17 protein-coding genes and 2 CRISPR repeat arrays (1 of these 19 only partly in view) are annotated in these 23,139 nt (G+C 68.6%); of the genes, 5 read left to right on the top strand and 12 right to left on the bottom strand.

What is annotated here, in order from left to right; translation table 11 throughout:
• Positions 1–1,668: direct repeats of the CRISPR family, unit length 29 nt; unit sequence CGGATCACCTCCGCCTGCGCGGAGAACGG; it reaches 558 nt to the left of the window's first position.
• 18 nt (positions 1,669–1,686) lie between these two features.
• The 12 genes from cas2e to KGA66_RS12870 form a co-directional block, all read right to left on the bottom strand.
• A complete protein-coding gene (cas2e, locus tag KGA66_RS12925; protein WP_211468120.1) occupies positions 1,687–2,004 on the bottom strand; it encodes a type I-E CRISPR-associated endoribonuclease Cas2e in 318 nt (105 codons plus the stop codon).
• Complete coding sequence (cas1e, locus tag KGA66_RS12920) at positions 1,992–3,008, bottom strand: type I-E CRISPR-associated endonuclease Cas1e (protein WP_211468118.1); 1,017 nt, start codon at positions 3,006–3,008, stop codon at positions 1,992–1,994. Before cas1e ends, cas2e begins: the two co-directional genes overlap by 13 nt.
• Positions 3,005–3,658 carry a type I-E CRISPR-associated protein Cas6/Cse3/CasE gene (gene cas6e / locus KGA66_RS12915; RefSeq protein WP_211468116.1) on the bottom strand — a complete coding sequence of 218 codons (654 nt, stop codon included), beginning with the start codon at positions 3,656–3,658 and terminating at the stop codon, positions 3,005–3,007. Before cas6e ends, cas1e begins: the two co-directional genes overlap by 4 nt.
• Positions 3,655–4,521 carry a type I-E CRISPR-associated protein Cas5/CasD gene (gene cas5e, locus KGA66_RS12910; RefSeq protein ID WP_211468114.1) on the bottom strand — a complete coding sequence of 289 codons (867 nt, stop codon included), beginning with the start codon at positions 4,519–4,521 and terminating at the stop codon, positions 3,655–3,657. Before cas5e ends, cas6e begins: the two co-directional genes overlap by 4 nt.
• The gene (cas7e, locus tag KGA66_RS12905) at positions 4,518–5,702 is read right to left on the bottom strand and encodes a type I-E CRISPR-associated protein Cas7/Cse4/CasC (RefSeq protein WP_211468112.1); all 1,185 of its coding nucleotides are present in this window, start codon (positions 5,700–5,702) and stop codon (positions 4,518–4,520) included. The genes cas5e and cas7e overlap by 4 nt, the downstream gene beginning before the upstream one ends.
• Before the next feature lie 46 nt (positions 5,703–5,748).
• The gene (gene casA / locus KGA66_RS12900; RefSeq protein WP_211468110.1) at positions 5,749–7,899 is read right to left on the bottom strand and encodes a type I-E CRISPR-associated protein Cse1/CasA; all 2,151 of its coding nucleotides are present in this window, start codon (positions 7,897–7,899) and stop codon (positions 5,749–5,751) included.
• 45 nt (positions 7,900–7,944) lie between these two features.
• Positions 7,945–10,869 (bottom strand): CRISPR-associated endonuclease Cas3'', encoded by a 2,925-nt coding sequence (locus tag KGA66_RS12895; RefSeq protein ID WP_211468109.1) that lies wholly within the window; start codon positions 10,867–10,869, stop codon positions 7,945–7,947.
• 269 nt (positions 10,870–11,138) lie between these two features.
• Positions 11,139–12,997: a CRISPR direct-repeat array (repeat unit 29 nt; unit sequence CGGATCACCTCCGCCTGCGCGGAGAACGG).
• A gap of 306 nt (positions 12,998–13,303) precedes the next feature.
• On the bottom strand, positions 13,304–14,299 hold the full coding sequence (locus tag KGA66_RS31580; protein ID WP_211468107.1) for a C40 family peptidase: 996 nt from the start codon (positions 14,297–14,299) through the stop codon (positions 13,304–13,306).
• A gap of 13 nt (positions 14,300–14,312) precedes the next feature.
• Entirely contained in the window at positions 14,313–15,542 is a 1,230-nt protein-coding gene (locus KGA66_RS12885) for a cytochrome P450 family protein (protein WP_211468104.1), read from the bottom strand.
• Positions 15,539–16,786 (bottom strand): MAB_1171c family putative transporter, encoded by a 1,248-nt coding sequence (locus KGA66_RS12880; RefSeq protein WP_211468102.1) that lies wholly within the window; start codon positions 16,784–16,786, stop codon positions 15,539–15,541. The genes KGA66_RS12885 and KGA66_RS12880 overlap by 4 nt, the downstream gene beginning before the upstream one ends.
• Positions 16,783–17,307 (bottom strand): hypothetical protein, encoded by a 525-nt coding sequence (locus KGA66_RS12875; protein ID WP_211468100.1) that lies wholly within the window; start codon positions 17,305–17,307, stop codon positions 16,783–16,785. Before KGA66_RS12875 ends, KGA66_RS12880 begins: the two co-directional genes overlap by 4 nt.
• A 61-nt stretch (positions 17,308–17,368) precedes the next feature.
• On the bottom strand, positions 17,369–17,887 hold the full coding sequence (locus KGA66_RS12870) for an XRE family transcriptional regulator (protein ID WP_211468098.1): 519 nt from the start codon (positions 17,885–17,887) through the stop codon (positions 17,369–17,371).
• 228 nt (positions 17,888–18,115) lie between these two features.
• Between KGA66_RS12870 and KGA66_RS12865 the strand changes: the two genes are divergently transcribed.
• From KGA66_RS12865 to KGA66_RS12845, 5 genes are all read left to right on the top strand, one after another.
• Positions 18,116–18,439, top strand: coding sequence for a hypothetical protein (locus tag KGA66_RS12865; protein WP_211468096.1), 324 nt, complete (start codon positions 18,116–18,118; stop codon positions 18,437–18,439).
• A 44-nt stretch (positions 18,440–18,483) separates the two neighbouring features.
• Positions 18,484–19,203, top strand: coding sequence for a DUF8175 domain-containg protein (locus KGA66_RS12860; RefSeq protein WP_211468094.1), 720 nt, complete (start codon positions 18,484–18,486; stop codon positions 19,201–19,203).
• Positions 19,200–20,609: a TrbL/VirB6 family protein gene (locus KGA66_RS12855; RefSeq protein ID WP_211468093.1), complete on the top strand. Its 1,410-nt coding sequence runs from the start codon at positions 19,200–19,202 to the stop codon at positions 20,607–20,609. The genes KGA66_RS12860 and KGA66_RS12855 overlap by 4 nt, the downstream gene beginning before the upstream one ends.
• 6 nt (positions 20,610–20,615) lie before the next feature.
• Positions 20,616–22,145: an SCO6880 family protein gene (locus tag KGA66_RS12850; RefSeq protein WP_211468091.1), complete on the top strand. Its 1,530-nt coding sequence runs from the start codon at positions 20,616–20,618 to the stop codon at positions 22,143–22,145.
• Positions 22,146–22,150: 5 nt separating this feature from the next.
• The coding region (locus tag KGA66_RS12845) for a putative type IV secretion/conjugal transfer ATPase (RefSeq protein ID WP_498066737.1) at positions 22,151–23,139 on the top strand (989 nt) is incomplete at its 3' end.

Genomic DNA, 23,139 nt, shown 5'->3' with positions numbered 1-23,139 from the left:
CTCCGCCTGCGCGGAGAACGGGCAGGCGCGGCCGGCGGGGGAGCGCTCGGAGCCGGATCACCTCCGCCTGCGCGGAGAACGGTCACCGCCGACCAGTCGAGTTTCTTCACGGCCCGGATCACCTCCGCCTGCGCGGAGAACGGGCACTCTGCGAGATGAAGAAAACACCGACACCCGGATCACCTCCGCCTGCGCGGAGAACGGGCAATCGCCCTGGTCACCGCCGGAATCTCGTACGGATCACCTCCGCCTGCGCGGAGAACGGAACGGGTTCACGGTGGTCGGCGAGACCCGCAACGGATCACCTCCGCCTGCGCGGAGAACGGGCAGCGACCTACGTCCGGCGCGACGATCAGACCGGATCACCTCCGCCTGCGCGGAGAACGGTAACTCACCCGGCAGCGCGGGTCGGCCGCCCACGGATCACCTCCGCCTGCGCGGAGAACGGGGAACAGGACCGTGGGGTCCGTGTTCGTGCCGCGGATCACCTCCGCCTGCGCGGAGAACGGCAATTCGCACGGCCGGTACGCTCTACCTTCGGCGGATCACCTCCGCCTGCGCGGAGAACGGGGCCGATCCGGTGCTGTCGAGCGTGGCGCTCGCGGATCACCTCCGCCTGCGCGGAGAACGGTGAATAGCGGAGATCAGAGCCTCAAACCGTGTCGGATCACCTCCGCCTGCGCGGAGAACGGTTTGCCTTAACCGGACCGGCGGACCCATCTGTCGGATCACCTCCGCCTGCGCGGAGAACGGGCGCTCACAAGCCGTTTAAACGATTGGGAGAGCGGATCACCTCCGCCTGCGTGGAGAACGGGTGAAACCGTCGGTTCCGGCGCCGGAACCGTGCGGATCACCTCCGCCTGCGCGGAGAACGGCGAGATAGAGCAGGAATTCAAGGTGTTGGAACCGGATCACCTCCGCCTGCGCGGAGAACGGCCGGGCGGGTAGTGGGTGCCCATCACTGCCCGCGGATCACCTCCGCCTGCGCGGAGAACGGACCTGATCCCGCGGGCAGATGACCGCGCTGACCGGATCACCTCCGCCTGCGCGGAGAACGGTTCGGAAAGGTGTGCGATCGGATGTCAGCGGTCGGATCACCTCCGCCTGCGCGGAGAACGGGCCGACGGGTGTGGATGTCGGCCCGTTGTCGGCGGATCACCTCCGCCTGCGCGGAGAACGGTGGCCGCCGCTGTTGCGGTTGGCGCGCTCCACCGGATCACCTCCGCCTGCGCGGAGAACGGCCGGTCCCCGGCCGCGTGGGCGAGTCGTAGCGCGGATCACCTCCGCCTGCGCGGAGAACGGCGGTTCGAGGCCCCGGCGAGCTGGTGGCAGCACGGATCACCTCCGCCTGCGCGGAGAACGGTGCGCGAGGTCGGACGCGACCTCGTACGCGGTCGGATCACCTCCGCCTGCGCGGAGAACGGTCTCAGGCCAAGAAGCTGGTCGAGAAGGCCAGCGGATCACCTCCGCCTGCGCGGAGAACGGCTCAGCGTCTAGTAGACGTCCGGGCCGTAAAGCGGATCACCTCCGCCTGCGCGGAGAACGGACGACGGCCATGGCCCGGGACGCGGTGCCGTACGGATCACCTCCGCCTGCGCGGAGAACGGGCGGGGTTGGTGAACACGACCGGGGTGTTGGGCGGATCACCTCCGCCTGCGCGGAGAACGGTCTTGCTGACCAGCGCGATTATACGGACGTTGCCGATTCGTTATCCGGTTCGGCGGGGTTGAGCGCGATCAGCGTCAGGCCGTCGAGATCGATCGGGGTTCGGCGGCGTTCTCCGGCAGTGGCGATGGCGAAACGCTGTTCGTTGTCGGCCGGCTGAATCAGCACGGCTGCCCCGTCCTGCACGGAGGCCGCCACAACTGCCCACAGTTCGTCGCGGACCTTCTTCGACAGAGTTCCGACATAAAGGCCCGGAGTCGGTTCGATCATCCATCTGCTCAACGCTCCGCGTACGTGCGGAGGGACCGCCGTGGTGCTGATCACGGTCAGGCTAGCCACGGCGTGTCCTCACCCGCGGCGTAGTTGACGCCACCCGGCACGGTTCCCGCGGCGGGGTCCCACAGGTGTACAACTTGCACATCGTCGAGTTCCGGCCCATCTTCCGCCTGTTGCGGATCGGCCTGGGTCGGGTCGAGGAGTGTTTGGATGTCGCGCACGATACGGGGCATGAGTCGAAACAACTTGAGCCGGTGGCGAAAGGCACGGCGGGCCTCGGCTTCCGGCTGTTCGCTGGCGTGCAGGGCGAAAGCGAGCGGCAGGGTCAACTCCGCCTTGTACAGGTCCGCGACGTCGTACACGAACGAGTGCGTGGTGCCGGTGTGTACGAAGCCGAGGCCGGGTGAGCAGCCCAGCACGATGATCGCGGCATGGGTGATGCCGTACAGACAGGTGTTCGCCGCAGACAGCGCGAGGTTGACCGGGTCCTGGCCGTCCCAGTCCTCCGGGTCGTAGGAGCGCTTGAACGGTTGCACACGGTGGCGTTGGGCCAGCAGGCGGTAGTGCGCCTTCATCCGCTGGCCCTCCAGTCCGCGCAGTTGCGCGATGCTGGTGCCAGACGGCACTCCCTGACCGAAGCGCTGTTCGTACATGCGGGTGGCCACGGCCAGCCGCCGCTCCGGATCGGCCCACGCGCCGGCCTGCGCCTCGAGCCATTTGCTGCTCTGGCCGGGGGCGGTGATGCCCGCGTAACAGCGCACTGTGCCCGCGCCGGTGCACACCACGGTGGTGCCGTTGCGGGCCAGCGTGGACAGCGCCGGGGCGGTGATCGAGGTTCCCGGGCCGAGCAACAGGCAGCTGAGCGCAGCGGTGGGTATGCGTAGTCGCCGGTTGGGCGCGGGCTGCGCAGGGAACGCGATCAGACCCGTGTCGTCCTGGATGATCCGCATCATGTCCAGGAAGAGGAAGGAAAGGCTCTCTCCGATGCGCGGGAGCATCGCGGCGGTCGGCACCGCGATGCGGCGGCGCGCATCTTGCTGGCTGAGCGCCTTGGGCTGCTCGCTCATCGGCCCGGTGCGATGGTCAACAGGCCGCAGCCGTACGACTTGGCGCGGCCGATACCGCCGAGCAGCGCGGCACGCAGCCGGTCCGCGTCGAGGATCTGCGCCGTGCCATCGAAGCACGTGCGCGCGTGGGGTACCGGACCCTGACCGCCGGCCCGTCCCGGGGCTCTCTTGCCGAGCGCCGGCGCGAGTGGGGTCATGCTCAGCGTCCGAACTTCCAGGCCGGCCTCCTGCGCCTTACGCGCCCACCACGCCTCGGCGTCCGCTCCGTGCAGCGGCACGACGGTCAGCGGCTCGCCCTGCTTGGTGTTGCGGCCCAGCTTGCGGGTCGCGTTGGCGACCAGCCGGTAGCGCACAGGCAAACCAGGCCGCAGCGCGTCAAGCAGCGGGTCAAGCGTGCGAACCCTGACATGCGCGTACCCGTCCGGCAGGCGGCCCGGCTCGGGCTCGATGCCGCTCTGCAACAGCACATTGACATTGGATGGCTCCTCGTCGACCCGGAAGAGCACGCCACTTCCATGGCGCGGCCGCTCGCCCAGGCCGGCGGGGAACAGTTGCATGATCCGGCGGTGCAGCCGGTCCGCCTCCGCGAGGTCCGCTGCGGCCTGCGGTCGCCGCCGGTCGGGAGTGAGCACGGACAGCCAGGTGGTCATCGACGGTTCTCCTCGCCGGCGAGGACGGCACAGTAATTTCTAATTGTGTTGACATATCGGGTACCCAGGCCGCCGAGCCTGCTGACGGGCATCGAGATCGCCCGGGAGTGCAGGGCTCGTCCCAGGTAGCGTCGGTCGAGCGTTGCGAAGGAGACCGGTTCGTCGTTGACCGTACTGGTGGACTCGAGTCCGTCGATCGCGCAGTCCGCCGGGACGGGCAGCGCGTCAAGCGTCTGGTCGGCATAGAAGACGACCCTGATCCGGTCTCCGGCCTGGTCGCGGTCGCGCTTGAGTCGGGCGGCGTCGTCATGTACGGGCAGTTCGACCAGGTCGTGCCAAGCGTTCGGACTGGCGGCGAGCAACGTTGGTCCGGCGGGCGGGCACGAGCGACGGCCGAGGTAGGGCGGCCAGCGCGGCTCCAGCAGTGCCCGATGGCATCGGTCGAGTAAACGCTGGACGTCGGTGTCCGTATCTATCTCCGCTGCCTCGCAGGTGACGGCCACGGTAAAAGCCGCGTCCTGCACGTAGTAGCGGTGCGAGACGAGCGTGCCGGTGTCTCCGGGGCGCCGCTTGCCCTCTGCCGTCACGACGGTCAACTTGTTCGTCTGGCCACCGCCGACGGTGTGGAAGTCGCGCAGCAGCGTACCTGGCCGGTCGACGCGCACGGCGATCCTCAGCGGGCGCAGATCGTCAAGCGGCTCGGTGCGTTCCCGGCCCAGCGCAGCCGCGATCAAACCGATCACAGCGGACCGGGTGGGGAAGCGAGCGGTGTCGCGTTCGGTGAACCGGGAGCGCTCACCATAAGACTGCAAGGGCCCTGACAAGTGCAGCAGCAGGCCGGGGTACCGGTCCTCCGGGTTCACGCCGTCTCCGGTACGGGGGCGAGCGCGGCGTCCAGCGCCGCCGCGATCAGCTCGTCGATCGATTCGGCGCGCTCACCGAGATGTTCGAGGTCTTTGGCGCCGATCCCGGCGTGGCCGTTGTAGACGGCAGTGCGCCGGCCAAGCAGCGCGGCCAGCGCCCCGGCGTACTCGTCGAGTGCGTCGATGGACGGCCCGGTGAACCCGCCGTCCGGCCCGGCGGCGACCGGCTGCTCGAACGCGGCGGCGTAGGAGTACGGCCGATCAGAGCGCACACTCACGGCGATCAGGTCCGGGAAGGTGTGCGGAGCGGTGGAGTTCTTCTTCGCCTGCGGCAGCGAGAGGATCGCCGCGGTCAGGAACGCATCGGCCAGCTTACGGGCCGCATCCTGATCGTCTTTCAGATTGCGCAGCAGATCGGCCAGGTCGAGGGTCGCGTACCGGTAGAAGGTCCCGGCGCTGTATTCGGCATGACCCATGTGGGCGCTGCCGGAGGAGTCGCGCCACTCGGCGGTCACGTCGTCGACCGCTGAGAAGTAGTCGATCTCCCCGTCGGTCTCGTGTGTGGTCATCACGTGTGCCACCTGGACCGCACCATCAACCTTCGCGCGGTCGAGTTCCGCGAGCATCCGTCCGAGCAGGTTGATGATTCCGTTGGTCGAGCGAAGGATTTCGTCGATCTCGTCGGTCGGCAACAGGGGTTGCTTGGCTTTCGGGTCGGGCTTATCCGCGGCTGCCTCCAGCGCCGCGCGGTGCCGCTCGGCGATCTCGCCGAGGCTCGCGATCGCACTGTCCGGAATGTACACCATCGCCTTGGTGCCCCAGGGCACGTCATCGCGGTCTGCGTCCTCGGGCTTCTTCGGCGGCTCAGCCCCGATACTGCTGGCCACGACCGTGTACACCCCCGCACGCCACGCAAGCTTCTCCGGCCAGCCACGCTGCTCGCGCAAGTGCTCGGCGAGCCGTTCCGCAACCCGACGCGTACGCAACGCTCTCTCACCCAGGGTGCGCTGGATCTCCAGGCGGATCGCTCGCTTCCAGCACTGGCTGCTCACCCGCGTCCGATTGACTGCGCCGAACTGCACGGTCTTGACGGAGTTGGTGTCGTCACGGTTGAGATTGGCGAACGGGACAGCCTGCACCACGTGCAGGTCGATGAAACGGCCTGCTGTCGACCGGGTCATTGCGGCTCCAAATACTTATCGGGGAATGCAGTGTGCGCGGGATGTCTCACGCTGCCGGGTCGCCGTCGGCAGCTCGCGCCGCCTCGCGCTGCGCGTAGAGCCGGGTGCGGTAGAAGCTGCGCAGCCAGCGGCGGGAGATCGTGTTCCTCTCCCGCTCCCACGCGGCGAGGTCGGCCAGCAGTGCGGCCCAGTCGACCGCTCCAGGACGGGCGGCCAGGCGCAATGCGACCGGGGGCAGATGGCGATGCAGGCCCGCAGTGCTCTGCTTGACCAGGAGATCCAGCTTGCCCTCAGCCGCCTCAAGGGTCAGATCCTGTCTTGCAACGGCCGAGGCGAGACAGACGCCCATGTCGCTGCCGTAGCGCCATGACGCGTCCGGCGCGGAGCGCAGGTCCACCTTTCGCGGCACAGCGGCGATCATCGCAGCGACGGCGTAATGGGCGTGCAGTTCGCACACGTTACCGAACTCAGGCAGCCCGGCGTCCTCAAGGAACTTATACGCACCGTGAGGAATCGCATCCCACCGCTTACCCAACGCGCCACGCAGTGCGGCGCGGGCTTCAGGATGGCGGGGATCAGTGCAGCGCCTGATCACTGTCTCGATGAAATCGCGGCGCCGTTGTTGCGACGCACTCACCGGTACTGCAGGCCGTGTCACCGTTGGCTCCCTTCGTCTCGGCGGCGCGGACTGTTTCGGCAGGCCGCCGTAGAGCTCGAACCTGGCCATCTCCACGGCTCTGGCACCGCGCAGCGAAGCCGCGGCGGCGCGGGTGACCTCGTCGTAGATCGGCTCCGCGATCAACCGGAAGGCCTGGCGCGCGCCGTCGAACGCTCCTGCGGCCATGCGCCGCCAGAACAGTTCCTCCGCGGCCGGCCAGTAGCGCGCCGCGGCCTGCTGTGACCAGGCGCAGTCGGCGATCTTCTCCCCCGCGTACTCGGCCCACGCCTTCTTCGCCGATCGCTCCAAACGAAACCCCATCGTCTCGCCGGCCTCGCGCAGCGACGCGATCCGCAACCGGTTCTGCCCCTGCTCGCGCAGCCGCGCCGCGTCGAACTGCGGCGGAGTGAGCCCCGCGACGAACTGTGTGTCCTTTGCCTGGCCGTCCTGATCGAATCCGAGCGCCTGCACCCGGAACCCGGACCGCGGCAGATGCGCGAACACCGGGGGCTGGCGGATCTGACTCGAATCCGCCGTCTCCTGAAACGCCAGCGCGTCAAGATCGCGCCACAGCGCCCGCCCCGCGTCGGCACGCCGCGCGTAGAGGTTTCCGGCCTTGCTCAGCTGCCAGATCAAGTACGGATCATGAACGTCGCCCGCGACGTCGTCACGGTACGCCCAGGTGATGTATGCATCGGCCACGTCGTGCCCGGACGCGTCGGGCACCAGCAGCACGGCATGCTGAGCACGACCGGTCAACGACGAACACACCCCGCGCACTTGCGTCAGACCCCGTGGATCGGGCAGATCCTCGCGCTCCCAAGGGCACGGGTCATCCGGATCCTCATATCGAACGTCAGGGTTCGGTATCCCGGCGATCAACGTCTCGAACAGCGACTCACCGACCGGATGGTACGAGAGGGCCGAGCGCAGCGGCCCGGCCTTCGTGTTCGAATCCGCCCGGCCCTGCACGGTACGCGCCGAGCACTTGCCCGACGCCCCGTAGTACAACCACACCAGGAGATCCAGCAGTGCCTGCCGCCTCGGCACCGGCAACGCGGCTTCGTCGCGATGATGCCCGAACCAGCTGTGATTGTTCCCCGCCGGGCGCCCCACCGCGAGCTTGTTCACTCCAGCCCGCTTCTGGCACTGCTCCGCCAGCCGCGGGTCCTGTAGGAACGGCCGGGCCGGGTCAAACAAACCAAACCGCGCCGCGTATCGATTGAAGTACTCATCCAGCGCTGAAGGGTCGAAGTGCCCTGCGACCAGGATGTCCAGGCGAGCTTGCTCCCAGTCCTCGCCGTCCTCAGGCTCCCGATCCAGCCGGGTGACGCGCGCCGCCAACGCATACAGGACCCGGTAAAGCGCTGAGAGCGCCGGGGGCGACGTGACGGCGAGCGAAGCGATGTAGGGCCCGTACTCCAGCAGTTCACGCAGCCCGAATGCAGAGCGGCCCGATATCGCCTCCGGCGCGCTGTCGAGCAGGGTGACGGGCACCCAGTCGCCGGTCAACACCGAGGCCCCAGCGTCAGCGTCCACAACCTCCCCCTCGCAGTATCGGCGTTGATATGGCACAGGCAGCGGTCACCGCCGCAGCAGGCCCATGTCGTCGTTGTATTCCAGCGCCGGACTCGTCGAAATGGACCGCCATCCCTCTCCGTCAGTTGCCATGCCGTCCACGACGACGAGATCGCGTAGCAGCGACTGATCCGACCACCCCATCGGCGCGACGCCGTACCGTTCTCCCGGACGCAGCCAATATCCCGGTGCGGGAACGACATACTGCATGATTCTCCGGATCTGCTCGATCGGCAGGGTTTTGCGAGAATTCGTCGTCTCGGGAAGCGACAGCAGCCCCGCGCCATCCAGGCTGCGAGATCCGTCCGCGTGCACGTACGCCAGGACTATGCGAGCGCTGTCGGCACCCAACCGCGTTGTCGCAGTCGCCTCATGTGCGTCGGAAAGCAGCCCAGCGGAATCGGCGCCGCTGAGCACGGAAAGGTCCCTGACCTTCGCCGGCGGTGGAATCTCGACGAACTTCGCGGCCTGGGCCTCGGCGATCTGCACGGCCAACTGCTTCGTCTGCGCCTCGGCGAACGCCTTGGCTTCCGCCGTCGACGCACCGCGCAGCTTGACCGTGAAGATCTCGGCGTATACCTCGTCGATGAGCCGCTGCACATCGCCGGGAATGGCGACAGGCTGCTCCGCCAACTCCCGCAGCAGATTGCTGGTTTTGCGCAACAATGCCTCGAAGTACACCGCTCCCCACTGCTTTGGCTGTTCGTAGCCGCCGTCAGCACTAACGGGGTCCAACACGATCAGCTTCGCCGCGTCAGCAGAGCCTGCCGTCCACGCCGCACGCGCACCGCGTTCGTGCCGGCGACAGCGCCCTGCACGCTGGAAGAGCAACGCCAACGGCGCCAGATCGCTCACCACCAGGTCGAAATCCAAGTCGATCGACTGTTCCACGATCTGCGTCGCGACCAGAATCGCCCTGCGCGGCCGAGCGGCGGCCCCGCCGTCCGCCTCCGGCTTGCCGAAGGCACGCTCGCACCACCCTGTGATACGCGCCCGATCCCTGCTCCGAAAACGCGCATGCAACAGCTCGACAGTCACCTCGTCCGGGAACCGAGCCCGCAGAAACTCGTACGTCTCCTGAGCCTCCGCGACAGTGTTGCAGCACACCAGAACGCATCCGCCGTCCACACGGATCGGATCAAGCAACGCGCCCAGCACCTCGAGCCGATCACCCGGCGCCCGCTGCGGCGCCACGGTGTTGTCACGCTCGTCCGGCCTGGTCACCTGCTTCGTCACGATGTCTAGAGCCCGCGCCCGGTCCGTTCCGACACCTACTGCGTCCGCGAGTCGCCCGCTGTCCGCGTCGAGAAACACCCATCCCGGATACGGAACCGAGTCGCCCTCCGCCCCGAGCGCGCCATGGCCGCAGCCCCGCCGATATGCCTCCAGAACTGAGCGGGCGGTCGAACCAGCCAGCGTCGCCGACATGACCACGACGGGAACGCGCATCGCACCCAGCCACTCCAAAAGCCGGACAAGTAGCTGATGCATGTATGGCCCGTAGCTGTGCGCCTCGTCGATCACGACCACTTTGCCGCTCAGTCCGAACAATCGCAGCATGTTGTGTTTTAGCGGCAGCACACCAGCCAGCTGCTGATCGATCGTCATTGCGCCCAGACTGGCGTGCAACCCCCGGCGCCGACCCCGCAACCAGTCCGTCGCGAACGGTTCGAACCCGCCCGCCTCATTGCCGACCAGCACCGCGGATCCGCCGGCCGCGTCACGAGACAGTTGCTCGAAATCGGTGTTGAGCCACGCCATGCCATGCACGAGAGCCAACGACGACCCCTGTACGACGTTGTCCGCCGCGAATGAGCGCACGCGCCGAAACATCGCGTCCGTCGTCGCCATCGTCGGCAACGCGAACGCCAGCCCTCCCGCACCGCTGACCGCCGCCAGGTGCGCGGCGGCGAACTCGGCCGCCTCGGTCTTGCCGTCACCAGGCGGAGCCGTGATCAGCAACAGCCCGACACCGCGCGCCACCTCCGCCAGCTTCTCAGCGAGCGATGCCTGCAACGGATTCGGGTTGACGATGCGCGGAAACCTTCGACGAAACCCTTCGACGCCCGCCGGAACCGGCATGAATGACGCCCGTCCAAGCCCGGCCGCCCGCACTACGCCGATCGCGTCCCTGACTGCGGCACGCCAGTGCGTCGACAGTTCCTCCGGCTGCCCCGACCAGTCAGACTCCGGCAGCCTGCCCTCCGCCGAAATATAAGATTCCTGACTTGCCAGCCAGTCGGCGGTGACCACCAGACCGGTCAACACCGCGAGCAGCTGGCCCGGAATGCGGCCGGCCGGAACGATACCCGCAGCCGGACCGATCAACGCGCGCAGCGCTTGCGCGTGGGCACGCGCCTGGCGTGTCCACTCACCTGAACCGAGCACCGCCAAGCGCTCACGGCTCCAGGGCTGCTCGATGTCCCGCACTGTCAGGGCGCGATGGAACCTGCCATGATGGCCGCCGAGCATCTGCGCCACCTGATGCGCAGCGCACGCCGGAACCATCGAATCCGCATACAACCCGCTGTAGACGCCCGGCACGGCATAGCCGTCCTCGGCGAACAAATGCGCCAAGATCCGTTGAGATGCCTCGCCGTGATGGAACCGGAACTCGGCCTCGACAGCGGGCGCGGAAACGTACCGCGGATCATTGCGGATCGGCGCGTATAACTCCGGAACCTTCCCCTGGAATGACGGACTCACCTTCCCCAGATCGTGCAGCCCGGACCAATACATCACCAGGGCCCTGAAGTCACCACCGGCGAGTCCCGCGGTCCGTGCCATCTGCGCCGTGCGCTCAGGCCCGACGGTAAGATCGAGCAGGGCACCCGCCACCGCCGCGGTATCGAGCAGATGACAGATCAGCGGATACGGCCGCGCCAATCCCTGATCAGCACTCTTACCCCACAGTCGAACGTCGACTTCCAAGTCGCCCCGACTCCCGGCCTCATCGTCCGCAGATTCCACTGCTCGAGCGCCGCCCACCAAATCTCCTTTCGCCTCTCAATCATCATGCCAGTAATAAATGCCCTGTCATAACCGACGGCACCTGATAGAGCGACCCAGCGTAGCCTGCCCTCACGATGCCCGTGGCGAATTAACGGAAATTACGACTCCTCAGCCGATCGTCACAAGACATCTGTATGTGGTTCACGTCTCGCGATCGGTGCTGCCGGGCCCGCGCAGATTGCCCACTCCGGGTCACCTCCGCCTGCGCGGAGAACGGGCGGTGTTTGACGCAATCAGCCGCTACGCCTGCGGATCACCTCCGCCTGCGCGGAGAACGGCAACGCGGTCGCTTTCTCGCTGAACATGCCGTGGGATCACCTCCGCCTGCGCGGAGAACGGTGGGCGAGCACGCCCTGGCGCAGCTGACGGTCCGGATCACCTCCGCCTGCGCGGAGAACGGGTCGGACACGGTCACCTTGGCCATAGATCAACCGGATCACCTCCGCCTGCGCGGAGAACGGGCTTCACGCTGCGCACGCGCGGCTTTTGCATCCGGATCACCTCCGCCTGCGCGGAGAACGGTGCGCAGGCCGCATGTGGGTGCGTGGACCAACCGGATCACCTCCGCCTGCGCGGAGAACGGGGACCTGTCCGTGTTCCACTCGCTGGTCAAAACGGATCACCTCCGCCTGCGCGGAGAACGGACCAGGAAACTCATCCCACCGACACCCCGATACGGATCACCTCCGCCTGCGCGGAGAACGGAGTGCCGAGCACCGACCAGGCAACGCCACCGGCGGATCACCTCCGCCTGCGCGGAGAACGGTGGGCTTGGCGTACCAGGGTGTCGCAGCGCTCCGGATCACCTCCGCCTGCGCGGAGAACGGGAACTTCTCGCGGTCCGCCGCGCGATGGCGGACGGATCACCTCCGCCTGCGCGGAGAACGGCCCTGCGCCGCGACCTTCGGCTTGCCGGTCGTCGGATCACCTCCGCCTGCGCGGAGAACGGAGCGCGCTGACGGGCAGATCGCCATCGAAGAGCGGATCACCTCCGCCTGCGCGGAGAACGGGGCCCCCGAAGAGACCGGCCCGGAACTCCCGCCGGATCACCTCCGCCTGCGCGGAGAACGGCACGCGCTTAGCGGCTGTGCGACGCTTGGCAACGGATCACCTCCGCCTGCGCGGAGAACGGCTCCTGGGGGACGGTACTGAACCGTGGAAGTACGGATCACCTCCGCCTGCGCGGAGAACGGAGGGGTCTGCATCATTGAGGCGTTCACCTCCACGGATCACCTCCGCCTGCGCGGAGAACGGGTCGCGCAGGTCCCGGGCCGGCACACCTACCGCGGATCACCTCCGCCTGCGCGGAGAACGGTAGACGGGGTGGCCGATCTCGACCCACACGTCCGGATCACCTCCGCCTGCGCGGAGAACGGAGCACCTCATGCGTCACCCAGCGCCTAAACGCCGGATCACCTCCGCCTGCGCGGAGAACGGGTGGGCGCCGGATCTCGCGCTGCCGCTGGCGACGGATCACCTCCGCCTGCGCGGAGAACGGGCCCGCGCGGTGCGACTGCGGGTCGGCGAGGTCGGATCACCTCCGCCTGCGCGGAGAACGGGCGCAGTCCGCCGTCGAGGATCGCGTCGAGGTCGGATCACCTCCGCCTGCGCGGAGAACGGGTCGAGGCGCGCCTCGACGAACGCGGCCATGGCGGATCACCTCCGCCTGCGCGGAGAACGGTTGATCGTGAGCTGAACGAACGCCGCGATCCCCGGATCACCTCCGCCTGCGCGGAGAACGGACCGCGCTCGCCGCGGCACTGGTGTGGTCGGGCGGATCACCTCCGCCTGCGCGGAGAACGGAGCCAAGTCGTCCCGGACCCGCTCCAATACGCCGGATCACCTCCGCCTGCGCGGAGAACGGTGTAATACGGCACGGTATCTCGCGCTGGCCGACGGATCACCTCCGCCTGCGCGGAGAACGGTTGGTGCGGCGCCACAGCTTGCGCGCGGTGCCCGGATCACCTCCGCCTGCGCGGAGAACGGAGCGGCAGTTGCCGGTAGACCGGGTTCGCGATCGGATCACCTCCGCCTGCGCGGAGAACGGGCTTCGCGACCTGCGCTCTTCTCAGGCCGTTGCAGATTCGTGATGTACCTCGGTACTCGGCGCCCGCATGGGAGCGAGTTTAGTCGAGGTGCACATCACGGTGGCGGTCGACCCGACACGAAGCCTGCTCGTACATACCGTGTCTAACTACGGCTTCCTGAGAGTGCCCAACGGCCGAGCGCCACAAGCGGATCTCATCTCTGTGGTGGGCTCTTCGGTGACTGCTCTCATCACGCGGTAGCGGTGCGCCGCAAGTGCGGGATGGCGGCGCGGCGTCAGGACGTATTCAGAGGAGCTCTCGGCTACTCAGCTGATGCGGCGAATCGCGGCGAGCGAGTCCGCCCACTGACGCAGGGGGCTGAGCTGGACGGTCTGACCGGATTGGGGCGCCTGGATCAGGGTGCCGCCGCCGAGGTACATGCCGACGTGTCCGGGCGCCTGTGGTGTTCCGTCGGAGCCGGGGATGAACAGCAGGTCGCCGGGCTTTAGCTGTGCGACGCTGTACACAGGGATGCCTGCGTTGACCTGCTGGTAGGTGGCGCGCGGCAGGTGCACGCCGATGCGGGCGTACGACGCCACCATCAGGCCGGAGCAGTCGTAGGCATTCGGGCCGGTCGCACCGTAGGCGTACGGCTTGCCGAGTTGCGCGAGCGCGAACGTGATGACCGCGGCGATGGGCGCCGGGGTGCCGGGCGGGATGCGGTAATGCGCCGCGTCGAGGGCAGCGGCCTCGGCTTTGGTGTTGTCACCGGAGTCGCCCGCACTGCACACGAGGTTGCCGGCGAGCGCGGCGGCGAGCGCCTGGGCCTCGGCGTCCCATTTGGCGTATGCGTCCGGGGCGCCGCTGCGTTGCACGGCCTGGGCCGCCTGCGCGGTCGGCATCGAGCGCCAGCCGGGCACCTGAAGTAAGTGGACGTAGAACTGCCGGGACGCGTGTACGGGGTCGAGGATCTGCGCGGGAGTGCCCCAGCCTTGGGAGGGGCGCTGCTGGAAGAGACCGAGGCTGTCGCGGTCCCCGTAGGTCAGGTTCTGCAGGCCGGATTCCTGGAGTGCGGTGGCCAGCGCGACGGCCTCGCCGGGCGGCGGCACGCCCATGTTCACGCCGACCTGCGCAATGATGCGGGCGTTGGCGAGTTGAGCGGTGCTCAGGTCCGCGAAGTGCTGCGGTGCGCCGCCGCCGCCGAGCGCGCAGGCGGATGCGCTGTCGTCGGGGGCTGCGATGGCTGCGGCGAGGGTGGCGAGCGCCGCGACGACGAGCAGGGGTGCGGATATCGCGGCAACGAGGGTGGTCTTCGCGGACACGGCTTACTCCTTGTCATCCGTGGGGCTGCGGGGTGAAGGAGACGGGCAGCGCGGCCAGGGCGTGCTGGCGGTGGTCGATCTTCCACGGCAGCTGATCCGCGGGGACTGCGAGCGCAAGGCCGGGCAGCCTGTGGATAGCGGTCCACAGGGCGATGCGGGTCTCCATGCGGGCGAGCGGCGCACCGAGGCAGTAGTGCGGTCCGTGACCGAAGCCGAGGTGGCCGGTGTTCTGCCGGTCCAGATCGATGCGTTCGGGCCGGGGCGTGTATTCGGTGTCGTGGTTAGCGGAGGCGAGAGCGAATAGAACGGCGTCTCCGGCAGGCACCACCCTTTCGCCGATCTTCAGGTCCTGCAGGGGGAAGCGTCGGATAGCGGTGAGCATGGGGCCGTCACGGCGCAGCAGTTCCTCGACGAGCGCGGCCATGGGCGGGGTGTGAGGATCGGGTTCGGCGCGCACGAGGTCGGCGAGTTGCGGTTCCGCCAGTAGCGCGGCGAGACCGTTGGCGATCAGGTGGACGGTGGTCTCGAAGCCGGCCCAAAGGATCAGGAACACCAGTGAGATCAGCTCGTTCTCGCTGAGCCGGTCCTCGCCGTCGCGGGCCTGGATCATGGCGGTGAGCAGGTCGTCTGCCGGGTCTGCGCGTTTGCGCGCGATCAGGTCCAGCAGGCAGGCGTGCATGGCGCGTACCAGGTCACGGGTGGGCGGGCGGAGCGGGTCGTTCGGGTTCATCAGCGAGCGGGTGTAGGTCTGGAAGGCGGCGCCGTCGTTCTCGGGGATGCCGAGTAGGTGGCAGATCACTGCGATCGGGATCGGTGCGGCGTACTGCGTGACCAGGTCGGCAGTGTCCTGCGTCGACAGCTCGTCGAGCAGCGCGTCCGTGATCGCCTGGATGTGGTCCTGTTCGGCGTGGATGCGGCGGGAGGTGAACGCGCCGGACACCAGGCGGCGCAGGCGCGCATGCGCGGTGTCGTCGACGTTCATCAGATGCGCGTCGAGTGCCGGGGGAAGGCCGAAGCCCTGGTAGCCGTGGCGGGAGTGGCGTGCCTCGATGGACATGCGCGGGTCGGACAGCAGGGCCCTGACGTCGTCGTAGCGGCTGATCACCCAGACCTCTCCCCCGCTGGGTTTGACCGCCCGGTGCACCCCTCCGTCCTCGCGCAGCGTCGCGTAGGCCGCGTAGGGGCAGCCGGCCAGGTGGGGAACCATCGGAATCGGCTCGGGAGATGGCAGCGGCGTGTTCATGTGGCGCCTCCGGTTGGTAGCGGATCGGTGCGGCCGGTCTCGGACAGGTCGGCCGGGGGCTCGGCGTACGCGTGGGCGAGTTTCACCAGCCATGCCAGTTCCGCGTCGATATCCGCCGGTGTGTTGCCCGGCGCCGGAGTTGATGCGGCGGTTCGGCGCGCTGTGGCGGGGCTGGCGTCAAGCAGGGTGTGGATCTGCGCTGCCGTGACGGCGGCGTCGAGTGCGTCACCGTGCAGCCCGCGCTGCTCGAAGTGAGTGCGTGCGCGTTCGGTGACCGAGTGGTCGAGATACGGGCGCAGCGCGAGCAGTCCGTCGCGGATCTCCACGACGCGGCGCGTGACGTGATAGTCGGGGTCTGTCAGTACCCGTACGGCCGCACGCCATCGGCTGGCCGGCCGATCGCCGCCCTCCCGCCGGCCCGGCTCCAGCACGATGCTCGGATCGCGGACGTTCAGCGCGGACCACAGCGGCGCGAGTGCGGCATAGGCCCGCAGACGCTTTACATGTAGCGCGGCGGCGGAGATTCGCGGTCCCCAGGAGTGCAGTGTCAATCCGACCATGACCAGTAGTGCGCCGAGGCCGGCGCCGACCTCGGCCACGTTCTCCCACTGGGAGAGGTCTGCGCCGAGGCGCGCGGCAGCAAGGTCGGCCAGCCGGGTGAACGAGTACAGCAGGCCGATCGCCGCGCCGAAGCCGGCGGTGATCAGACCTGTGCGCAGCCAGCTGCGGCTGGTCACACGCGCGTAGCGGCGGCACAGGCGGATGACTTCGAGTTCGACGATGGTGAACGCCGCCAGATACAGCAGCAGGTACGCGGTGTACTCGGCTGATCCGCCGTACCAGTCGGTGAACGACTGCTGATGCTGGTGCACGGTGTCGCTGCGCAGAAACAGGGTGACCATGGCGGCCAACACGAGCACCCCGGACACGACTGTGAACCGGACGCGGCGGCCTGCCTCATGCGGCTGATAGGTCCACAGTTGCAGCAGCGCCAGCGCGCTGGCGCTGTAGCACACCACCCAGCACATCGTGATCAGCGTGTTGGCTTCCGCCAGGCCGGTCCACCGGTCGATGCGGTCCCACACCGCCGACCAACCGGTGGTGAAGATCAGGGCGAAGAACACGTACATCGCCCAGGTCGCCAGCCGGGACGGCGGCTTGAGCAGTGCAGGCAGCCGCCTGACATCACGCAGGGCGACGATCCACGCGAACAGCGCACACAGCGGGTAGAGAGTCGAGTTCATCGCTGCCCCCGCGACAGGGACTGCGAGATCCGGGCGATCACGTCGCTCGCCGCCGGGTCAGTCGCGGTGGGTGACTCGCGCAGCGGCAGACGTCCTACGCGCCGCAGGATCAAGGTGGCGATGAATTCGGCCTCGAACTCCTCGTGATCGTCGTAGCAGTCGCGGCCCAGCACGCGGCGCACGTCGCTGCGCTCGACGGTGGGCGCGATCAGGCGCGCGAGATCGGAGCTAAGCACCTTGCCGGGCTCGTGGCGGCGCAGGATGTGACCGATCTCGTGGCACACGATGTGCTGTTGGTGCAGCCTGGAGGTGTCCTGCTCGTAGAACACGTAGTCGGCCGTCGCGGTCCCCATCCAGGTTCCGCACAGTCCGCCGATCACCATGTCATGCGACATCAAGACGATCGAACGGCCGCGCTGCTCGCCCAGCCTCCGGCACAGTTCAGCCAGGTCGAACGGCTCGGGCAGATCGAGTCCTGCGACCAGTGCCTCGCACTCGCGGCGCGACCGGTCGCCGTTCACCGCAGCTCTCCGGCTCGAATCTGTAGCCTGATCGAGCGCGGGGACTCGAGGCTAAGGCTCCTTACTCGTCCGCGCCGGACATATTCTCCGCCGGAGGCAGTCCCTCGACCTGACGCACCCGGTCGATCATGCTCAGCACCAGATCGATGCTCTCGGGTGGCAGGCCGACTGTGCGCATCGCCACTTCTTGTACGCCCGCGTGCTGCAGCGCCGCGACGAGCTTGAGCTTCTCGTTGGTCTCGGCGGTGTTCTCGTGCGCGTCGAAGTACGACAGCGGCACCTCGAAGAACCGGGCGAGCGCCTGCAAAGCGTCCATCATCGGGTTCGTACGTGCCCCGGTGGACAGCTGGGAGAGGTACCCGATCGACAGCGTCGGGCCGCCCTGCTTCTCGATCGCAGTCAGCACTTCCCGATAGGAGTAGCGCTTTCCATTCGGCTTGCGCTTGTGCTCGAACAGGTACTGCAAGCGGGTGGCGATCACCCCGGGTTCCGCGCTCGCCTGCGCGGCGACGGGCGTCTGTGTCGTGGATGCCGGCTGCCGCGCCGTCGCCTTGCCTCGTTCCGCGGTCCGCTCGCTCATCGTTCGCCTCTTTCGGTCTGGCCTCCCGCTCGCACTGCGCGGGCCTTAGTGAACGCTCCATCGCCATTCGAGTCTACCTCGCTCACGAGAGTTGACATGCGTGCCGAAAGTAATCATAAAGTGACTTCAGGTAGTTTGCATATATGAACAGCAGGCTCGGCTCACTAGCGAGCGAGAACGCGACAGCTAGAGACCGGCGTGCTGTTCCCCGCACGAGACGAAAGTCAGGTGAGCGACATGAACGCGATCGGCATCCACCAGGCCGTCCATCAGCTGGTTATGACCGCAAGCGGGTTGATCCCCGACCCGGCGCCCGCCGCGCCCGACGGCTCCGGCGCGCTGGTCACGCTGCTGTCCTGGATCAAGTGGGGCGCGCTGATCTGCTGCGCCGGGGCGGCCGTGACGGCCGGCGGCATGATCGCGCTGGGTAACACCTCGCGCCGCGCCGAGATGGCCGAGCGCGGCAAGGTCACCCTGATCTGCTCGGTGATCGGCGCCGTCGTCATCGCGGTGGCCGGCACGCTGATCACCTCCTCCTACGGCCTGGGCTGAGCCCGTTCGAATCCTGGGCACCTGCCCGAGCATCTGGAGTAACCATGCGTGATCTTATCGACACTCACCGCGTACGACGGGTGTTGATCGCCGTCGGCGCGCTGATGGCGGCAACGCTCGTCGCTGTCCCGCTGCTGATGTCGCACCACCCGCAGCACAGCGCGAAGGCGGCCCCGTCGCAGCACCCCACCACGACGCCGCTGCCCCTGCCGTCCGGTGCCGTGACGCTGGTCCACGGCGCGCACATGGCCGACGGGATCGAAACCGGCTACCCGCACACCACCATCGGCGCGATCAGCGCCGCCGCGCAGTACCTCGGAGCGGTCGCCTCCACGCTCGACCCGGATTACGCCGCCTCGCTGATGCGCGTGGCCGGAGACCCGGACGACGCGTCGCTCCCGGCGAGCCTCGCCGAGAGCACCGTCAAACTGCGGAGGGACCTGCAACTGCCCGCCAGCGGACCATTGCCGCCCCCGACCTCGTTTCAGACCACGCCGCAGATGTACCAGCTGCGCGACGCCACTGCTGACAGCGTCATGGTGCTGTTGCTGACCTCCAGCACGTTCATCAACACCCGCGGGGGCATCGCGCAGACCACCGGAGTCTTCCCGGTAAGGATGCACTGGACCGGCGGCGACTGGCGCCTGGCCGATATCGGAGGCACCGGCCAGGACTTCTCGGTCCTGGCCGCCACGCCGGACACCCAGGAGGCCGCCGGTCGAGGCTGGAAGGCTCTGATCGCGACCGTCGGCGGTGCATCGTGATCGCCGTAGCCGCCAGCTTCGCGCTGACCGGCTCGGGCGGCGGCTGCTTGAAGGGAAACATCGGGCAGTGCTTCGCGGACGTGGCCGGTCTGCCGGGTAAGGCCGTGGACACGATCACCTCGGCGGCCGGTTCCGCCGTCAACGGCGCGATCGGGGACATGGCCTCCTCGGCATGGGACTCGATCTGCCACTCCTTCGCCGACGCCTTCACCCAGGTGCTCCAGTGGTTCGGCGGTGTGTTCGCCTCGATGCCCGACCCGGATCTCGGCTCGATCCGCGGCGTGTACGCCATCACCCTGACCCTCGGGATGATCGTCGCACTGTTCCTGCTGGTGACCCAGGCCGGGGCGGTGCTCTGGGCCCGCTCCGGCGCCCCCCTCGCCCAAGCGCTCACCGGGCTCGCCAAGGCCGCGCTCGCCTCGCTGCTCACCCTCGCCGTCGCCGAGCAGCTGCTCAAAGCCAGCGACCAGCTCGCCGCGTGGATCGTCACGGCCGACGGCACCAGCATGGACCGGTTCTCCACCCGCCTGACCGCGCTGCTGGCGCTCAGCTCCGGCACCGGAGTCACGATCCCCTCGGTCCTGCTTCTCCTGTTCGGCCTGATCGGCATCCTCGCCGTGCTCGTGCTCTGGTTCGAACTGGTGCTGCGCAACGCCGTGTTCTGCGTGGTGGTGGCCACCGCACCGATCGCGGCCGCCGGGCAGATCGGCGCCGGCACGCAGGATTGGTGGCGCAAGCTGGTCAAAGCAGGGGTGCAACTGGCGATCCTCAAACCCGTCATCGCCCTGGTCTTCGTGATCGGGTTCGACATGACCGGCAGCGCCACCGGCATCACCGGCCTGATCTCCGGGATGGCCGTGCTGTTCATGGCCGTGTTCGCCTGGCCCGCGATCGCACGGTTCTTCACCTTCACCACCACCGCGATCGGCGGCGCCATGGGCGCCGGGGCGCTGGTCGGGGCGGTAGCCAACCGCAGCGCGAGCGGCGGACCGGGCATCGACCCGGCCGCGTTCGGCCACTTCTCCGAACGACAAGCGATGGCCGCGAACGCCGCTCGCGGGGCGATGGGTGCCAGTGCGGGCGGCACCACCGGCGCAGCGGCTACGGGCGCGGGCGGCTCTGGCGCAACCGCGGCAGCAGCGAACGCGACTCCCGGCTCCGCGGCGATCGCCGCGGCAACACTCCAGGCGCTGCACAAGACCGTCAACGCGGTCGCATCCCGGATGGAGCAGCAAGCCGGACACGCCGGATTGGAGGGCGCGAACCCCACCGCCTACCCCGGCGGCTACCCCACGTACGGCCCGATCCGCCTGCCCCGAACGTCACCGGCACGGCCGCCCACGAGTCCCGCCTCCCCAGCGCCCAACAACCCGACTGACAGCACGTCAACGCACGGAAGGCCGTGACCCGCCATGCCCGCTCCCGTCCCCGCGCGCACCTACTGCGGTTGGCAACACGAGAAGGTGCACTTCCTGCTCGGCCTGTCAGGACGCCGCGCCGCCCTGCTCGGCGCCGCCGTGTTCCTCGCCCTCCAACCGATCGCCGCCCACCACCTGACCGGAGTGGCCCTGACGTGGCCGCTCGCCGCCCTGCTGACCGCCTTCGCGTTCCTGCGCGTGGCCGGGCGCACCCTCGACGAATGGACGATCACCGTGACCTCCCACACCCTGCTCAAGCTGAGTAAGAAGACGACTTTCCTCGCCGGCGCATTCACCCCCGGCCGCGGCACCGCACCACCGCGCCCTGACCTGCCCGGCGTACTCGCCCCGCTGCACATCTTCACCGCCACCGACGCACCCGGCGGCGAGATCGCCGTCATCCACCACCCCCACGCCCGCACGTTCACGGCCGTCGCCGCCGTCGACTCGACCGGCCTGGGACTGCTCGACCCGGACCGCGCCGAGGCGACGGTGGCCGCGTGGGGACAGGTGCTCGCCTCCCTGTGCACCGAGGACCAGCCGGTCGCACGCCTGCAGGTCGTCGCACGCACCGTCCCGGACAGTGCCGCGGCGCTGCGCATCTGGCACACCGAGCACCTCGACCCCGCCGCGCCGCTCGCCTCCATCCTGGCCAACGAAACCATGCTCGCCACCGCGGCCCCGGCCACCTGCCGCCGCGAGACCTGGCTGACCATCACCCTCGACGCCCGCCGTACGCCCGCCGCCATCCGCGCCGCAGGCAGCGGCGATACCAGTGCGTGCCGGGTGCTGGAGCAGCAGATCAGGGCCCTGCGCCCGCTGCTGGCCGGCGCAGGGATCACCGTCACCCGATGGCTGGACGTGCCAGAACTGGCGGAAGTGATCCGCACCGGCTTCGACCCGCACGCCACCCCCATGCTCGACCAGCGCAGAGCCCAGGCAGCCACTCAACTGGACCGCGGCGAGCAGCCCGCGGTACCCGCGGGCCTCGATCCCGCGCTGGCCGGACCAGCCGCCGCCCACACCTCATGGACCAGCTACCGGCACGACGGCGCGTTGTCCGTGACCTACGCGATCCACGCCTGGCCGCTCTCCCCCGTCTACGCCACCGCGCTGGCCGCCCTGCTGGCAGACGCCACCCACCGCCGCTCGTTCTCGTTCATCATCGAGCCGCTGGGCCCACGTGCCGCCCAGAAGGCCGTGATGGTCGAGCGCACCAAACGCGAAGTCGGCATCCGGCTGCGCGCCCGCACCGGCCAAGCCGTATCAGCATCCGAACAGGTCGCACTGGAACGAGCCGCCGCGCAGGACGCCGAACACGCCCACGGCTCCGGGCTCGCCCGGTTCACCGGCTACCTTACCGTCACCGCCGACGAACCCGACCAACTACCGGAAGCATGCGCGCAAGCCGAAGCCGGCGCCGCCCTGATCGGCATCGAACTACGCCGCATGTACGGCGCCCAGGACACCGGCTTCGCCATGACCCTGCCGGTCGGCCTCGGCCTGCCGGCCAAAAGGTGGTGACCACAATGAGCATCCACCTGCCGGCCCGCCATCGGAACACGGCCACAGCTAACCGCCAGCCAACCCTCACCCTCGGCGAACTGCGCCCCCCGGCGCCACTCCAGCACACGACCGCGGACACGCCGACCAAGAACACTGGACGCCACGGAACAGAAGTGCCGCGCCGCGGGCTCAACAGGCCATACACCGGACGCGCCGCGCTCGCCCCGCAGCCTCGGGTCTACCGCGCCGCCACCGCCCAACTCGCCGGGCTCTACCCGTTCCTCTACGCCCGCCCGCTCCCGCCCGCCGGCCCGTACATCGGCACCAACCTGCTCACCGGCACGGCGTTCACATGCCACCCGATCGCCTGGCTGCACCACGGCCTGATCACGAACCCCAACCTGCTGATCACCGGCATCCCCGGCACCGGCAAATCAGCACACATCAAAGCCCTGGCCCTACGCCTGATGTCCTTCGGTGTCAAAACCCTGGTACTGGGCGATCTGAAGAACGAATACCGGGAACTCGCGCACGCCCTCGGAGTGCAGCCCGTCGAACTCGGACCCGGCCTACCCGCACGCCTCAACCCCCTGGACGCAGGCCCGCTGGGCGAGGACCTGCCTCGTGATCCGGCCGCACTGGACGAACGCCTCGCCGAGATCCACCGGCGGCGCCTGACCCTGCTCGGCGCCCTGCTGTCCACCAAACTCGCCCGCCCCCTCACCCCCACCGAAGAGGCGGCGATCTCCCTCGCCATCCACGAGACCACCGGACAGGCCGACGGCGCAAGCGCGCTCGCGGAACCGACACTGCCGCAGGTCTGGGCCGTGCTGCGGGACCCCACCAGGGAGATGGCCCGGGAACTGCGGGTGCGCGGCGGCGATGTCGAGGAGCTTCGCGACATGGTGCGCCCCGTCGCCGACGCACTGCGCGCCATGGTGCACGGCTCGCTCTCCGGACTGTTCGACGGCCCCACCACCATCGCCCCGGACTTCACCGCCCCCATCCAGAC

Source organism: Actinocrinis puniceicyclus (genome assembly GCF_018283645.1).
GTDB classification, from domain to species: domain Bacteria; phylum Actinomycetota; class Actinomycetes; order Streptomycetales; family Catenulisporaceae; genus Actinocrinis; species Actinocrinis puniceicyclus.
This window is presented reverse-complemented; position numbering and strand designations above follow the sequence as displayed.

Coding starts and splice junctions, on each gene's coding strand:
- cas6e (WP_211468116.1), bottom strand. CDS start 3,658: ATGACCACCTGGCTGTCCGTGCTCACTCCCGACCGGCGGCGACCGCAG.
- KGA66_RS12850 (WP_211468091.1), top strand. CDS start 20,616: ATGCCCGCTCCCGTCCCCGCGCGCACCTACTGCGGTTGGCAACACGAG.
- KGA66_RS12870 (WP_211468098.1), bottom strand. CDS start 17,887: ATGAGCGAGCGGACCGCGGAACGAGGCAAGGCGACGGCGCGGCAGCCG.
- KGA66_RS12860 (WP_211468094.1), top strand. CDS start 18,484: ATGCGTGATCTTATCGACACTCACCGCGTACGACGGGTGTTGATCGCC.
- cas7e (WP_211468112.1), bottom strand. CDS start 5,702: ATGACCCGGTCGACAGCAGGCCGTTTCATCGACCTGCACGTGGTGCAG.
- cas1e (WP_211468118.1), bottom strand. CDS start 3,008: ATGAGCGAGCAGCCCAAGGCGCTCAGCCAGCAAGATGCGCGCCGCCGC.
- KGA66_RS12885 (WP_211468104.1), bottom strand. CDS start 15,542: ATGAACACGCCGCTGCCATCTCCCGAGCCGATTCCGATGGTTCCCCAC.
- KGA66_RS12880 (WP_211468102.1), bottom strand. CDS start 16,786: ATGAACTCGACTCTCTACCCGCTGTGTGCGCTGTTCGCGTGGATCGTC.